This is a genomic window from Pseudomonas oryzihabitans, assembly GCF_024652905.1.
Classification (GTDB): domain Bacteria; phylum Pseudomonadota; class Gammaproteobacteria; order Pseudomonadales; family Pseudomonadaceae; genus Chryseomonas; species Chryseomonas benzopyrenica.
The window spans coordinates 4,769,262-4,784,824 of the sequence record NZ_CP102428.1; the positions used below are offsets into that span (position 1 = coordinate 4,769,262).

A 15,563-nucleotide genomic window follows, 5' to 3' on the forward strand; every position below is an offset into this window, starting at 1 on the left:
AATAAGCCCATTTGAGTTTATCAGTCTGGCTGCCTAGCGTGGACCCATCAGCCCTGGAGTCCTGCCCATGTCCCTTCGTCTCTCGCCTGGCAACACCCTTCCCACCGATGGCCTGGCCGGCACCCTGGTCGGTCGTGCCTGGGTGCCCGGTCCGCTGGCCGGTCCCTCGCCCGTGGTGCTGCGCGAGGACGGCGTCTTCGATGTCTCGGCACGCTTCGCCACGCTGAGCGCCCTGTTCGAGGAAGAGGCGCCGCTGCAGGCCCTGCGCGATACCCCCGGGCGCTACCTCGGCAGCCTTGATGACCTGCTGGCCAACAGCGGCGAACAGGCCGATCCGAGCCGCCTGCGCCTGCTGCCGCCGGCCGATCTGCAGGTGATCAAGGCCGCCGGAGTGACCTTTGCCGCCAGCATGCTGGAACGGGTGATCGAAGAGCAGGCCGGCGGCGATGCCGGGCGCGCTGTGGCCATCCGCGAGCAGGTGCAGGCGGTGATCGGCGCGGATCTGCAGGGCCTGGAGCCGGGTAGTTCGCGCGCCCAGGCGCTCAAGGCGCTGCTGATCGAGAAGGGCATGTGGTCGCAATACCTGGAGGTGGGCATCGGCCCGGACGCCGAGATCTTCACCAAGGCGCCGGTGCTGGCCGCGGTCGGCAGCGGCAGCGCCATCGGCATCCACCCTGTGTCCCAGTGGAACAATCCCGAACCCGAGGTGGTGCTGGTGGCCGACAGCCGCGGTCGCCTGCATGGCGCCACCCTGGGCAATGACGTCAACCTGCGCGACATTGAGGGCCGCAGCGCCCTGCTGCTGAGCAAGGCCAAGGACAACAACGCCTCCTGCGCCCTGGGGCCCTTCATCCGTCTGTTCGACGAGACCTTCGATCTCGACCAAGTGCGCCAGTGCGTGGTGACCCTGGAGGTCCAGGGTGAAGACGGCTTTCACCTCAATGGCAGCAGCTCCATGGCGCAGATCAGTCGTGATCCCACCGATCTCGCCGCCCAGACCCTCAATGCCAACCACCAGTATCCCGACGGCTTCGTGCTGTTTCTCGGCACCCTGTTCGCCCCGACCCAGGACCGTGACGCCCCCGGCGGCGGCTTCACCCACAAGGTGGGTGACGTGGTGAGCATCGCCAGCCCGCTGCTGGGCACCCTGCACAATAGGGTGACCACCAGCGACCAGGCCCCGGCCTGGCGCTTCGGCCTCGGTGCCCTGATGCACAACCTGGCCGCCCGCGGCCTGCTGGGTCGCTAACCGCTCTTTCCTAATAACAACTAGAGACCATCATGACTTCCGCCAAACGCCCGCTGCGCAGCCAGCAATGGTTCGATGACCCTGCCCACGCCGACATGACCGCGCTCTATGTCGAGCGCTACATGAACTACGGCCTGACCCGCGACGAACTCCAGTCCGGTCGTCCCATCATCGGCATCGCCCAGACCGGCAGCGACCTCACGCCCTGCAATCGTCATCACCTGGAGCTGGCCCAGCGGGTCAAGGCCGGTATCCGCGATGCGGGCGGCATCCCCATGGAATTCCCGGTGCACCCCATCGCCGAGCAGAGTCGCCGCCCCACCGCGGCCCTGGATCGCAACCTGGCCTACCTCGGCCTGGTGGAGATCCTGCACGGCTTTCCCTTGGACGGCGTGGTGCTCACCACCGGTTGCGACAAGACCACGCCGGCCTGCCTGATGGCCGCGGCCACCACCGACCTGCCGGCCATCGTGCTGTCCGGTGGGCCCATGCTGGACGGGCATTTCAAGGGTGAGCTGATCGGCTCCGGCACCGTGCTCTGGCACGCGCGCAACCTGCTGGCGACCGGCGAGATCGACTACGAGGGCTTCATGGCCCTGACCACCGCCGCCTCGCCTTCGGTGGGCCACTGCAACACCATGGGCACGGCCCTGTCGATGAATGCCCTGGCCGAGACCCTGGGCATGTCGCTGCCCGGTTGCGCCAGCATCCCCGCGCCCTATCGCGAGCGCGGGCAGATGGCCTATGCCACCGGCAAGCGCATCTGCCAGCTGGTGCTGGACGACGTCCGCCCCTCGCAGATCATGACCCGCGAGGCCTTCGAGAACGCCATCGTGGTGGCCTCGGCCCTGGGCGCTTCCAGCAACTGCCCGCCGCACCTGATCGCCATCGCCCGGCACATGGGCATCGAGCTGTCGCTGGACGACTGGCAGCGCCTGGGCGAGGACATCCCGCTGCTGGCCAACTGCATGCCGGCCGGCAAGTACCTGGGCGAGGGCTTCCACCGCGCCGGCGGGGTGCCGGCGGTACTCCACGAACTGCGCAAGGCGGGGCGCCTGCATGGCGACTGCCTGACGGTATCCGGGCGCACCATCGGTGCCATCGCCGAAGGTGCGGCCAGCTTGGATCCCGCGGTGATCCAGCCCTACGAAGCGCCGCTCAAGCACCGCGCCGGCTTCATCGTGCTCAGCGGCAATTTCTTCGACAGTGCCATCATGAAGATGTCGGTGGTGGGCGAGGCCTTTCGCCAGACCTACCTGGCCGAACCCGGCAAGGAAAACAGCTTCGAGGCGCGGGCTATCGTCTTCGAGGGGCCGGAGGACTACCACGCGCGCATCGATGACCCGGCCCTGGACATCGACGAGCGCTGCATCCTGGTGATCCGCGGCGCCGGGCCGGTGGGTTATCCGGGCAGCGCCGAGGTGGTCAACATGGCCCCACCGGCGGCGCTGATCAAGAAGGGCATCGACTCCCTGCCGTGCCTGGGCGACGGTCGTCAGAGCGGTACCTCGGCCAGTCCGTCGATCCTCAACATGTCGCCGGAAGCGGCGGTGGGCGGTGGCCTGGCGCTGCTCAAGACCAACGACCGGTTGCGCGTGGACCTCAATGCCCGCAGCGTCGATGTGCTGCTGGATGATGCCGAACTGGAGCGCCGTCGCGCTGAGTGGACGCCCAATCTGCCGCCGGCCCAGACCCCCTGGCAGGAGCTCTATCGGCAACTGGTGGGCCAGCTTTCCACCGGCGGCTGCCTGGAACCGGCCACCCTGCACCTCAAGGTGATCGCCCGCGAAGGCGGGGTGCCGCGGCATTCGCACTAGAGTGAACAGGCTCGCACTGGCGGCCGGGCTTCATTAAGCTCTGCCGCCATGAACCGTACCCTCTATAGCCTGATCTTCACCCTGGCCTTGCCCTTCATCCTGCTGCGCCTGCTCTGGCGCGGACGCAAGGCCCCCGCCTATCGGCAACGCATCGGCGAGCGCCTGGCGCTGGGCTTGCCAGAGGTGCCGCCCGGCGGCATCTGGGTGCATGCGGTGTCGGTGGGGGAGAGCATCGCCGCCGCGCCGGTGATTCGCGCGCTGCGCCAACGTCATCCCGAACTGCCGATCACCGTGACCTGCATGACGCCCACCGGCTCGGAGCGCATTCGCGCCCTGTTCGGTGACGAGGTGCACCACTGCTATCTGCCCTACGACCTGCCGGGGCTGGCCGGGCGCTTCCTCGATCGCCTGCGGCCAAGCCTGGGCGTGGTGATGGAAACCGAGCTCTGGCCCAACCTCATCCACCAGGCGGCGCGCCGCGACATTCCCATCGCTCTGGCCAATGGCCGGCTGTCCGAGCGTTCCGCCCGTGGCTACGGGAAACTGGGCGGGGTGACCGGACCGATGCTGGCGGAACTGGCCTGGCTGGCGGTGCAGACACCGGTGGAAGCCGAGCGCTTTCGCGCCCTCGGTGCCCGTGCCGAGCGGGTCATGGTGACCGGTTCCATCAAGTTCGACCTGCGCATCGATCCCGAGCTGCCGGCCCGCGCGGCTGCGCTGCGCCAGGGCTGGGGCCGTCGCCCGGTGTGGATCGCCGCCAGCACCCACGCCGGCGAAGACGAGATCCTGCTCCAGGCCCAGCGCCAACTGCTGGCCACCCGCCCCGATGCCCTGCTGATCCTGGTGCCGCGTCATCCCGAACGCTTTCCCGAGGTGCTGGCCGAGGTGCGCCGCGAAGGCTTCAGCGTGATCCAGCGCTCGACGGGGGAGGCGGTGCAGCCGCAGACCCAGGTCCTGCTGGGCGACACCATGGGCGAGTTGCTGTTTCTCTACGCCCTGGCCGACGTGGCCTTCGTCGGTGGCAGCCTGATCGAGCGCGGCGGGCACAATCCGCTGGAGCCGGCCGCTCTCGGCATGCCGGTGCTCAGCGGTCCGCACGTGTTCAACTTCCTCGACATCGTCGCCCAGTTGCGCGACGCCGGCGCCCTGGAAACGGTAGCGGAAGCCTCGGCCATCGCCGCCGCCGTGGCCCGACTGTGGGCCGAGCCGGCGGAAGCCGAGCGGCGCCGGCAGGCGGGTCTGGCGGTGTTGGCCGCCAATCAGGGCGCGCTGGAGCGCCTGCTCTCCGGACTGGATAAATTGCTCACGCCCTGAGCCGAGCGCGCCGGCAGGACGTCGGCGCGGGTCTTGGCCAGGTCCGGCGGCAGGAAGTCGCGATCCGGGTCGTAGTGGGGGTCGAGATAGCCCGACAGCGCCAGCAGGTCGTTGGGCGCCAGGGTGCCGGCCGCCTGCTTGAGTCTCAGGGTATCCAGGATGTAGTTGTAGCGGGCATCGTTGTACTGGCGCACGGCGTTGTACAGCAGCCGCTGGGCGTCGAGCACGTCGACGATGGTGCGGCTGCCCACTTGGTAGGCGATCTCGGTGGCTCTCAGGGCGCGCTGGCTGGAGGCGATGGATAGCCGTCGGGCACGCACCTGCTCGATATCGGTGTTGATCGCCCGATGGGCATTGCGGGTGTTCTGCACCACCTGGCGGCGCAGGCTTTCCTGCTGCTGTTCGCTCCGGTCCAGCTGCTGGTAGGCCTGACGCGCCTGGGAGCTGGTGGCGCCGCCGCTGTACAGCGGTAGCTCCACCTGGATACCGATGCTGCGGCTGTTGACCGGGCTGCCGAACAGCGCCAGCTGCTCGGCGTTGGGCAGATTCACCGCATCGTTGTCGCTGTGGCTGTAGCGCGCCACCGCATCCACCGTCGGCAGGTGCCCGGCGCGGCGCTGGCGCAGGGTTTCCTGGGCCGCATTCACGCCCTGGCCGGCGGCCAGCAGCTGCAGATTCTGGCGCATGGCGGTGTCCACCCACTGGCGCGCATCGTTGGGCTGCGGCGGCAGGATCGGCAGGTCGTGACGAATGCCGGCGATGCTGCCGTAGTCGCGATCGGTCAGGCGAGTCAGGGCCTGGAAGGCATCGGCCACCTGCTGCTCGCTCTGCGAGCGGTTGGCCTGGGCATTGTCGAAGCTGGCCTGGGCCTGGAGCACGTCGGTGTCGTCGGTCAGGCCGACCTTGTAGCGCTCGCGGGACTGGTCCAGCTGGCGGTACAGCGCCTTTTCCTCGGCACGGGCGGTGGCCAGGGCGTCCTGGGCGCGCAGGGCGCTGAAGTAGCCCTCGGCGGTCTGCAGGATCAGTTGCTGCTGGGCGGCGGAAAACTGCAGCTCGGCCTGCTCGGTGGCGGCCTGGGCCGCCTTGAGCTGGAACCAGCGGTCGGCGCGGAACAGCGGCTGGCTGAGGGTGGCCTGGATCAGCTGGCTGCTGCGATCGCTGCTGTAGCGGCCACCCTGGACGCCCAGTGCGGGATTGTCCTTCAGCTCCAGGCTGGTGTGGGTGTCGTTGAACTGGGCACCGAGGCCGAGTTGCGGCAACAGGCCGGCCCGCGCCTGGGGCACCGCTTCGCGCTGGGCGCCGAGACCGGCGCGCTCGGCGGCCAGGTCGGCGTTGTTGTCCAGCGCCTCGCGGTAGACGTCGAGCAGGCCATTGCCGGCCACCTGGGCCTGGGCCAGACCAGCCATGGTGCAGAGCGCCGCGAGCAGCAGGAATCTTCGCATTCTGGGAGCCTTCCTTGAGGGACCGGGCCAGTGTAGTGACTTCGTCCGAATCCGCCATAGGAGAGGAAATAGCGGTCGAAGTTTCTGCCAGTCTGGGTTTACACTGGCCGCGTTCTTGTCGGGGTGCGCTACGAGGCGCTGAGATCGGGTAGTCCCGGATCCCGTTGAACCTGATCAGGCTAGGCGCGCCGCATGGCGGTGCGTCAACCTGCGTAGGGAACAAGAGGGCGTCCGCATCCGTCTCCGTGGTCGCCATCCGTCCGGGCTTGCGTCTTCCTGCGTGCCCACCCCTTCGTCCAGGTTCTTCCCTCGGCAACGCGCCCACCAGGAGAGCCTCGATGAACAAGCAGAACAACGTCACCGACTTTACCCGCGTCGACCGCCAGTCCACCCAGCCGTTGCCCAATTCGCGCAAGGTCTATCTGACCGGCTCGCGTCCCGACATTCGCGTGCCGGTGCGGGAAATCTCCCTCGCCGATACCCCCACCGCCTTTGGCGGCGAGCAGAACGCTCCGGTGTTCGTCTACGACACCTCCGGTCCCTACACCGACCCGACCGCCCGCATCGACCTGCGCAAGGGCCTGCCGGACGTGCGTTCGCGCTGGATCGAAGAGCGCGGCGACACCGAACTGCTGGCCGGGCTCTCGTCCGAATTCGGTCAGGCGCGGCTCGCCGATCCGAGCCTCGCCGCCCTGAGATTCGACCTGGCGCGCCAGCCGCGCCGGGCCAAGGCCGGGCGCAACGTCTCCCAGATGCACTATGCCCGCCAGGGCATCGTCACGCCGGAGATGGAATACATCGCCATCCGCGAGAACATGAAGCTGCAGGAGGCCCGCGCCGCCGGCCTGCTCGGCAACCAGCACCGCGGCCAGAGCTTCGGTGCCAGCATTCCCCAGGAGATCACGCCGGAGTTCGTCCGCGACGAGGTGGCCCGCGGCCGCGCCATCATCCCGGCCAACATCAACCACCTGGAGCTGGAGCCGATGATCATCGGCCGCAACTTCCTGGTGAAGATCAACGGCAACATCGGCAACAGCGCCCTGGGCTCTTCCATCGAGGAAGAGGTGGAAAAGCTGACCTGGGGCATCCGCTGGGGCGCCGACACCGTGATGGACCTGTCCACCGGCAAGCACATCCACGAGACCCGCGAGTGGATCATCCGCAACTCGCCGGTCCCCATCGGCACCGTGCCCATCTACCAGGCCCTGGAAAAGGTCGATGGCGTCGCCGAAGAACTGACCTGGGAGCTGTTCCGCGACACCCTCATCGAGCAGGCGGAGCAGGGCGTGGACTACTTCACCATCCATGCCGGGGTGCGCCTGCACTATGTGCCCCTGACCGCCAAGCGCGTCACCGGCATCGTCTCCCGCGGCGGCTCCATCATGGCCAAGTGGTGCCTGGCGCATCACAAGGAGAACTTCCTCTACACCCACTTCGAAGACATCTGCGAAATCATGCAGGCCTACGACGTGAGCTTCTCCCTGGGTGACGGCCTGCGCCCGGGCTCCATCGCCGACGCCAATGACGCCGCCCAGTTCGGCGAACTGGAAACCCTCGGCGAGCTGACCAAGATCGCCTGGAAGCACGACGTCCAGACCATGATCGAAGGCCCGGGCCATGTGCCCATGCAGCTGATCAAGGAAAACATGGACAAGCAGCTGGAGTGCTGCGACGAGGCGCCGTTCTATACCCTCGGCCCGCTGACCACCGACATCGCCCCCGGCTACGACCACATCACCAGCGGCATCGGCGCCGCCATGATCGGCTGGTTCGGCTGCGCCATGCTTTGCTACGTGACGCCCAAGGAGCACCTGGGCCTGCCCAACAAGGACGACGTCAAGACCGGCATCATCACCTACAAGATCGCCGCCCATGCCGCCGACCTGGCCAAGGGGCATCCCGGCGCCCAGATCCGCGACAACGCACTAAGCAAGGCGCGCTTCGAATTCCGCTGGGAAGACCAGTTCAACCTGGGCCTGGACCCGGATACGGCGCGCGCCTTCCATGACGAGACCCTGCCCAAGGACTCGGCCAAGGTGGCGCACTTCTGCTCCATGTGCGGCCCCAAGTTCTGCTCCATGAAGATCACCCAGGAAGTCCGCGACTACGCCAAGGAAAACGGCCTGACCGACGAGCAGAAGGCCATCGAGGCCGGCTTCCAGGAACAGGCGGCGCGCTTCAAGGACGAAGGCGGGGTGATCTACAAGCAGGTCTGACACCCGTAGGTTGGCGCTGAGCGCAGCGAAGCCCAACGTTGTCCAGATCGACCCCGCACCGTTGGGCTTCGACGATGGAGCCGTCTCAACCCAACCTACGGTTCCAGACAAACCACCGTAGGTTGGCGCTGAGCGCAGCGAAGCCCAACGATGCGCAAGTCGACCTCGTACCGTTGGGCGTCGGCGATGGAGCCGTCTCAACCCAACCTACGGTTCCAGACAAACCACCGTAGGTTGGCGCTGAGCGCAGCGAAGCCCAACGATGCGCAGGTCGACCTCGTACCGTTGGGCGTCGACGATGGAACCGTCTCAACCCAACCTACGGTTCCAGACAAACCACCGTAGGTGGGTGCTGAGCGCAGCGAAGCCCAACAATGCCCAGCGTCACCCAACGACGTTGGGCGTCCTCAACCCCTTGTTCACGAGACCCATCATGGCCCAGGCCCCCGGCCTCTATACCCCCACCGTCGCCGTTCCGGCGGACCGCCGCATCCTTGGCGGGCGCGATCTCTTCACTCTCTGGTTCTCCCTCGGCATCGGCCTGATGGTGGCCCAGGCCGGCGCGCTGCTGGCGCCCGGACTGGGCCTGGCCGACGGCCTGCTGGTGCTGGTGCTCGGCACCGCGGTCGGGGTGCTGTTGCTGGCCGCTGCCGGCCTGGTGGGCAGCGACACGGGCCTGGCCGGCATGACCGCCCTGGGCCAGAGTCTCGGCCAGCGCGGCGCGCTGTTGCCCGCGGTGCTCAACATCACCCAGCTGATCGGCTGGGGTGCCTTCGAACTGGTAGTGATGCGCGAGGCGGCCAGTGTGCTGCTGGGCAGCTGGGGCCTGCAGAGCTGGGCCTCGCCGGTGCTCTGGACCCTGGTCTTCGGCGCCCTGGCCACGGCGCTGGCGGTGGCCGGTCCCCTGACCTTCGTGCGCCGTTTCCTCAGCCGCTGGGGTATCTGGCTGCTGTTGGGCGCCTGCGGCTGGTTGACCCTGGACCTGTTCCTGCGCGCCGACCTGGCCGCGCTCTGGCAGCGCCCGGGCGATGGCTCCCTGACCCAGGCCCTGGGCTTCGACCTGGTGGTGGCCATGCCGCTGTCGTGGCTACCGGTGATCGCCGACTACACCCGCTTCGCCCGCACCGGGCGTAGCGCCGGGCGAGGCGTCATGCTGGGCTATTTCTGCGGCAACCTCTGGCTGATGGGCCTGGGCTTCGCCTACACCCTGGCCTTCGCCAGCGGCGGTGAGGCCGACGCTCTGCTACGCGCCCTGGCCGTGGCCGGCCTGGGCCTGCCACTGCTGCTGATCCTGCTAGACGAATCGGAAAATGCCTTTGCCGCCTATCACTCGGCGGCGGTGGCCACGGGTTTCCTGGCCCAGGTGAAGATCTGGCAGCTGACCCTGGCCATCGGCATTCTCTGCACCCTGCTGGCGCTGCTGGTGCCCCTGGCCCAGTACGAGCACTTCCTGCTGCTGATCGGCTCGGTGTTCGCGCCGCTGTTCGGCGTGGTGCTGGTGGATCACTTCCTGCTGCGCCGCCGCAAGGCTCCGCAGCGGGTACGGGCGTTGCGCCTGGAATCCCTGATCGCCTGGGCCCTGGGCGTGGCCGTCTACCACCTGCTGCCGACCCTGCTGCCAGCCTGGGGCGCGACCCTGCCGGCCATCGTGGTGGCCGGTACCGCACAGGCGCTGCTGGGGTTGAAGCGAGTTTAGGGTCCGGCCTGTTGGGCTTCGTTGCGCTCAGCGCCAACCTACGAGAACAGTGTGCTGGCTTAGCAGGCGTAGGTTGGGCTGAGACGGTTCCATCGTCGAAACCCAACGGTGCGCTGCTGAATAGGGCCTGTTGGCTTCGCTGCGCTCAACCCAACCTACGTCGGTCGCGGTCCGAGGTGACACCGTAGGTTGGGCTGAGACGGCTCCACCGTCGAAGCCCAACAGGGCGGACTACGGCTGGCGACTCTTCCCGCGCCCCGGGAAATACTCGCCCTTGAGGATGCCGTTGAGCTTGGGATAGGGGATCTTCAGCTCCGGATGGCCCATGGCATAGGGGGCGATGCTGCCGATGTCGTACTTGAGCGTCAGGGCGCCGAAGTCCAGGGCCACGTTGTTGGTCTTGAGGAAGGGCCACTGCTGACGGAATTCGGCATCGCCGACACCGTTGCTGAGCATCCAGGCCTCCCGCGACAGCTGCGCCAGGCGCCAGAATTCGGCTTCCTGCCCCGGCACCAGCATGTCGCCCAGGGTGATCTGCCGATCGAGGTGGCGATCCCAGGTGACGAAGTCGCGGCCGGCCAGGCCATGGGCGCCGCCGTTGGCCAGGTAGCTGGAGAATTCGATGATCACCAGACCGTCATGCTGTTCGCGCACCTTGGCCTGCAGATAGCTGCTCCAGCGCGGCTGGGCCTTGGCGAGGAAATCCCGCTCGTAGCTGGCCAGCGAGGCGGGGATGGGCGCGCCCGGCTCGGCACGGGCCAGGCCCAGCAGGTGGCGTTGCACCAGGGCGTCCAGCGCCGGTTCGCTGAACTCCACGTAGTCGATGTTGATCAGTGGGCAGTCTTCGCCCTGGCAGCCGGCGGGGCGGTGCTCCCAGGCCTGGTGGCGAGGCGTGAGGGGTTTGTCGAGGTTGGGGCCGAAGACGCTTTGGCAACCACCGAGCAGCAGGCCGGCGAGCAGGAGGAGCGGGCGGATACGCATGGGATTCCTTGTCCTGGAAACAGAGAACGACGGCTTTCGAACCCGTCTGGCCCCATAAGTTTGCCAGGGGTAGGCGCAGGTTTCCCGGCTTGTTGTCCTTTTCGCGACTTGGCGCGCCGGGGGCTGCACGAGCGCAGGCGGCACGCTACGATGATCTGATTACCTGCAATCAGCGCTGGAGCGCCCATGACCGAAGCCAACGAATCCCAGGCGCCCGCCGTTGAAATCCTGAGCCGCGAGATCTGCTTTCAGGGCTTCTACCGCATGGCCCGTTTCCGGCTGCGCCATCGCCAGTTCTCCGGTGATTTGGGCCCGGAACTGGAGCGCGAGGTCTTCGTGCGTCCCGATGCCGTCTGCGTGCTGCCCTACGATGCGGTGCGCGACGAGGTGGTGCTGATCGAGCAGTTTCGCGTCGGCGTCATGGAAAAGACCGCTCATCCCTGGCTGCTTGAGCCGGTAGCGGGCTTGGTGGACAAGCAGGGCGAGGCCGTCGAGGCGGTCGCTCATCGGGAAGCCGAGGAAGAAGCCGGGCTGACCTTGCAATCGCTCTGGCCCATCTCCACCTACTTCCCCTCGCCCGGCGGCAGTGACGAACAGGTCTATCTCTACCTGGGCCGCTGCAGCTCCGCGGACGCCGGTGGCGTCCATGGTCTGGAGGAGGAGGGCGAGGACATTCGCGTCCATGTCTGGTCGCTGGACGAGGCACTGGCAGGGGTGCGCGACGGTCGAATCAATAACGCAGCGGCAATCATCGCCCTGCAATGGTTGGCGCTCAATCGCGCCGAGGTACGGGGGTTATGGGGCTGAAACTGCGAGATCGCTATCGAGTTGACCTGCCGGGCCTGCAGGCCACGTGCGAGGCCAACTACGTGCGGCTGATGCGGCTTCTGCCCAAGATGCGCGAAGCCGTGGTATCGCGCCGCGTCATGTTGTCGCAAGGCGAGCGCCCCTTGGGGGTGCTGGCGCTGGAGGTCACCGAGGCCTGTCCCTATACGACGGTGCTGCGGGTCCGCCAGGAACTGGGGCTGCCCTGGCTGCCGGTTCCCGAGCTGGAAGTGCGGGTCTATCACGACGCGCGGATGGCGGAAGTGGTGTCGGCCGGGGCCTCCCGGCACCTGCTCGGACGCTATCCCTATCCCAACCAGGCGATGCATCAGCCTGACGAAAAGAACCAGCTCAATCTGTTTCTCGGCGAGTGGCTGAGTCACTGCCTGGCCTGTGGCCACGAGGCTGAACCCATCCTGCAGCGATGAGTACCAGGGCGCAACGCTGACAGCCGCGACTTCCTTCTCGCTCGCCAAGCTGCGAAAATGTGATGCATGCACGCAAGTTCCCGGGAACTTTTCTGCACCCTGCCTGCGCTCGTTGTCCCCTTATGCCTAGGAGGCTTTGGTGAGTTTGCCGGATAGTGTCAACGCTCCCCTCGTCGTCCAACTGACCGACAGCCATCTGTTTGCTCGTGCCAATGGCCGGCTGTTGGGCATCGATACGGCGGCCAGCCTGCAACAGGTGGTCGCCCAGGTGGTACGGGAGCAGCCACGCATCGATCTGCTGCTGGCCAGCGGTGACCTCTCCCAGGATGGTTCCGTGGCGTCCTATCAGCGCTTTTGCGCGCTGACCGAGCCGCTGGACGCGCCCATGCGCTGGCTGGCCGGCAACCATGACGAGAACGCGCCCATGGCCAAGGCCTGTGGCGATCGCGATTTTCTGGAATCCGTCACCGACCTGGGCGCCTGGCGTCTCATCCTGCTCGACAGCACCGTGCGCGGCTGCGTGTTCGGTGAGCTGGAGCAGGCGCAGCTGCTGGCCTTGGACGAGGCCCTGAGCGCCGCGCCCGAACGCCCCGCGCTGATCTGCCTGCACCATCACCCGGTCCCGGTGGGCTGTGGCTGGATGGAACCCCTGGGGCTGCACCGGCCGGACGAGCTGTTCGCCGTGCTGGATCGCCATCCTCAGGTCAAGGTCGTGCTCTGGGGTCACATCCACCAGGAATTCGATCAGCTGCGCAACGGCGTGCGCCTGCTGGCCTCGCCGTCCACCGGTCTGCAATTCGAGCCGGGCAGCGAGGATTTCAAGGCGGGCGACCAGGCCCCGGGCTATCGCTGGTTGCGCCTGTTGCCCGATGGCACCCTGGAAACCGGTGTCTCGCGTCTGCAACAGCATGCCTTCACTGTGGATCACAGCGCGGCGGGCTACTGACGCCGACGCCGGTCGGCTGCCTTGGTCGCGCGGGTCGAAACGGGTTACCCTTTACCTGTTTTTTTATCCAGTAGGAGCGGCCCGATGCCGTCGATCCTCTATATCCATGGTTTCAACAGCTCACCCGCGTCCTTGAAGGCGCGGCAGCTGACCGCCTGCATGACCCGACTCGGCCTGGCGGACCGCCTGCGTGCCCCGGCGCTGCCCAACGATGCCGATGCCGCCTTCGCGCTCCTGGAGCGCGAACTGGCCGAGCTGGACGCCCCCTTGCTGGTCGGCAGCTCCCTGGGCGGCTACTATGCCACCGTCCTGGCCGAGCGCCACGGGCTCAAGGCCGTGCTGATCAACCCCGCGGTCCGGCCCTGGCGCTTCATGGAGCATTACCTGGGGCTTCAGCGCAATCACCATACCGGCGAGACCTGGATCCTCACCGAGGCCCACGTCGAGGCCATGCGTGCGCTGGAAGTCGCGGCGCCGGCGGATCCCGAGCGCTTCCACGTCTGGCTGCAGACCGGCGACGAGACCCTCGACTACCGCGACGCCGAACGCTACTACGGCGCCTGCACCCTGCGTATCGAGCAGGGCGGCGACCATGGCTTCCAGGGCTTCCATCGCCAGCTGCCGCTGCTGCTGGAGCTGGCCGGCTTCGATCCGGCGCTCTGGCGCGAGCTGGATTTCAACACCTTCGAATAGAGACCCCATGGCCACGCAGAACGCCTATAACGCCGACGCCATCGAAGTCCTCTCCGGACTCGATCCGGTGCGCAAGCGCCCTGGCATGTACACCGACACCTCCCGGCCCAACCACCTGGCCCAGGAAGTCATCGACAACAGCGTGGACGAGGCGCTGGCCGGTCATGCGCGCCAGGTGCAGGTAATCCTGCACGCCGACAATTCCCTCGAGGTGCTCGACGACGGGCGCGGCATGCCGGTGGACATCCATCCGGAAGAGGGCGTCTCCGGCGTCGAATTGATCCTGACCAAGCTGCACGCCGGCGGCAAGTTCTCCAACAAGAACTACCAGTTCTCCGGCGGTCTGCACGGCGTGGGCATCTCCGTGGTGAACGCCCTGTCGACCCGCGTCGAGGTGCGCGTCAAGCGCGACGGCAACGAATACGGCATGGCCTTCGCCGACGGCTTCAAGGCCAGCGAACTGGCCGTGGTCGGCAGCGTCGGCAAGCGCAATACCGGCACCAGCGTGCACTTCTGGCCGGATCCCAAGTACTTCGATTCGCCCAAGTTTTCCGTCAGCCGTCTGAAGCACGTGCTCAAGGCCAAGGCGGTGCTCTGCCCAGGCCTGGCGGTGAGCTTCCTCGACGAAGCCAGCGGCGAGCGCAGCGAATGGCATTACGAAGACGGCCTGAGATCCTATCTGATCGACACCGTGGGCGATGCCTTGCGGCTGCCCGAGGCCCCCTTTCACGGCAGCCTGGCCTCGGCCCGGGAAGCGGTTGACTGGGCGCTGTTCTGGCTGCCCGAGGGCGGCGAGTCGGTGCAGGAAAGCTACGTCAACCTGATTCCCACCGCCCAGGGCGGCACCCATGTGAACGGCTTGCGCCAAGGTTTGCTGGATGCCATCCGCGAATTCTGCGAATTCCGCAACCTCTTGCCGCGTGGCCTCAAGCTGGCCCCGGAAGACGTCTGGGAGCGCATCGCCTTCGTCCTCTCGATGAAGATGCAGGAGCCGCAGTTCTCCGGTCAGACCAAGGAGCGGCTGTCGTCCCGCGAGGCGGCCGCCTTTGTCGCCGGGGTGGTCAAGGACGCCTTCAGCCTCTGGCTCAATGCCCATCCGGAGCTGGGTCAGCAGATCGCCGAACTGGCCATCAACAACGCCGGCCGCCGCCTCAAGGCGGGCAAGAAGGTCGAGCGCAAGAAGATCACCCAGGGTCCGGCGCTGCCTGGCAAGCTGGCCGATTGCGCCGGCCAGGATCCCATGAGATCCGAGCTGTTCCTGGTGGAAGGTGACTCCGCCGGTGGCAGCGCCAAGCAGGCGCGCAGCAAGGAATTCCAGGCCATCATGCCGCTGCGCGGCAAGATCCTGAACACCTGGGAGGTGGACGGCAGCGAGGTGCTGGGCAGCCAGGAGGTGCACGACATCGCCGTGGCCATCGGCATCGACCCGGGCAGCGCCGACCTGAGCGGCCTGAGATACGGCAAGATCTGCATCCTCGCCGACGCCGACTCCGACGGCCTGCACATCGCCACCCTGCTGTGCGCCCTGTTCGTGCAGCACTTCCGCCCGCTGGTGGACGCCGGCCACGTCTATGTGGCCATGCCGCCGCTGTACCGCATCGACCTGGGCAAGGAGGTCCATTACGCCCTCGACGAGGCCGAGCGTGACGGCGTCCTCGATCGCCTGGCGGCGGAGAAGAAGCGCGGCAAGCCCCAGGTCACCCGCTTCAAGGGCCTCGGCGAGATGAATCCGCTGCAGCTGCGCGAGACCACCATGGATCCCAACACCCGGCGCCTGGTGCAGCTGACCCTCGAAGACGTGCCCGGCACCCTCGAGATGATGGACATGCTGCTGGCCAAGAAGAGGTCCGCCGATCGCAAGAGCTGGCTGGAATCCAAGGGCGATCGCGCCGAAGTGCTGCTCTAAATATGTTGGCTGCGCTTATCGCGGCCATGGGCCGCTCCTACAGGTGTATC

General features: G+C 67.1%; 12 protein-coding genes and 1 riboswitch. Of the genes, 10 read left to right on the plus strand and 2 right to left on the minus strand.

The features are described 5' to 3' along the window. Positions 1-67 precede the first annotated feature (67 nt). Genes NRG74_RS22070 through waaA form a run of 3 tightly spaced genes read left to right on the plus strand, consistent with a single transcriptional unit; the run spans position 68 to position 4,380 of the window. Positions 68-1,249, plus strand: coding sequence for a fumarylacetoacetate hydrolase family protein (locus tag NRG74_RS22070; RefSeq protein WP_257705360.1), 1,182 nt, complete (start codon positions 68-70; stop codon positions 1,247-1,249). A 32-nt stretch (positions 1,250-1,281) separates the two neighbouring features. After that, positions 1,282-3,066: an IlvD/Edd family dehydratase gene (locus NRG74_RS22075; protein WP_257705362.1), complete on the plus strand. Its 1,785-nt coding sequence runs from the start codon at positions 1,282-1,284 to the stop codon at positions 3,064-3,066. 48 nt (positions 3,067-3,114) lie between these two features. Next, on the plus strand, positions 3,115-4,380 hold the full coding sequence (gene waaA / locus NRG74_RS22080) for a lipid IV(A) 3-deoxy-D-manno-octulosonic acid transferase (RefSeq protein ID WP_257705363.1): 1,266 nt from the start codon (positions 3,115-3,117) through the stop codon (positions 4,378-4,380). On the opposite strand, the gene NRG74_RS22085 is transcribed toward waaA, so the two are convergent. Further along, positions 4,326-5,822, minus strand: a complete 1,497-nt coding sequence (locus tag NRG74_RS22085) for a TolC family outer membrane protein (RefSeq protein ID WP_437181163.1) — start codon at positions 5,820-5,822, stop codon at positions 4,326-4,328. The genes waaA and NRG74_RS22085 overlap by 55 nt on opposite strands. Before the next feature lie 109 nt (positions 5,823-5,931). Further along, positions 5,932-6,058: riboswitch (TPP riboswitch) on the plus strand. Between the two features lie 102 nt (positions 6,059-6,160). Between NRG74_RS22085 and thiC the strand changes: the two genes are divergently transcribed. Further along, entirely contained in the window at positions 6,161-8,038 is a 1,878-nt protein-coding gene (gene thiC, locus NRG74_RS22090) for a phosphomethylpyrimidine synthase ThiC (RefSeq protein WP_064308572.1), read from the plus strand. A gap of 433 nt (positions 8,039-8,471) precedes the next feature. Then, positions 8,472-9,734, plus strand: a complete 1,263-nt coding sequence (gene cytX, locus NRG74_RS22095; protein ID WP_257705365.1) for a putative hydroxymethylpyrimidine transporter CytX — start codon at positions 8,472-8,474, stop codon at positions 9,732-9,734. 231 nt (positions 9,735-9,965) lie between these two features. On the opposite strand, the gene NRG74_RS22100 is transcribed toward cytX, so the two are convergent. After that, a complete protein-coding gene (locus NRG74_RS22100; protein WP_257705366.1) occupies positions 9,966-10,715 on the minus strand; it encodes an RsiV family protein in 750 nt (249 codons plus the stop codon). Positions 10,716-10,901: 186 nt separating this feature from the next. On the opposite strand from NRG74_RS22100, the gene NRG74_RS22105 reads away from it, so the two are divergent. The 5 genes from NRG74_RS22105 (at position 10,902) to parE (ending at position 15,513) form a co-directional block, all read left to right on the plus strand. Beyond that, a complete protein-coding gene (locus tag NRG74_RS22105) occupies positions 10,902-11,522 on the plus strand; it encodes an NUDIX domain-containing protein (protein ID WP_017640756.1) in 621 nt (206 codons plus the stop codon). Beyond that, on the plus strand, positions 11,513-11,968 hold the full coding sequence (locus NRG74_RS22110; protein WP_017640755.1) for a DUF1249 domain-containing protein: 456 nt from the start codon (positions 11,513-11,515) through the stop codon (positions 11,966-11,968). Before NRG74_RS22105 ends, NRG74_RS22110 begins: the two co-directional genes overlap by 10 nt. 139 nt (positions 11,969-12,107) lie before the next feature. Then, positions 12,108-12,914, plus strand: a complete 807-nt coding sequence (cpdA, locus tag NRG74_RS22115) for a 3',5'-cyclic-AMP phosphodiesterase (RefSeq protein WP_064308569.1) — start codon at positions 12,108-12,110, stop codon at positions 12,912-12,914. 84 nt (positions 12,915-12,998) lie between these two features. Beyond that, positions 12,999-13,607, plus strand: a complete 609-nt coding sequence (locus NRG74_RS22120) for a YqiA/YcfP family alpha/beta fold hydrolase (protein ID WP_064308568.1) — start codon at positions 12,999-13,001, stop codon at positions 13,605-13,607. Positions 13,608-13,614: 7 nt separating this feature from the next. Continuing rightward, positions 13,615-15,513 (plus strand): DNA topoisomerase IV subunit B, encoded by a 1,899-nt coding sequence (gene parE, locus NRG74_RS22125; protein ID WP_093256148.1) that lies wholly within the window; start codon positions 13,615-13,617, stop codon positions 15,511-15,513. Positions 15,514-15,563: the final 50 nt, after the last annotated feature.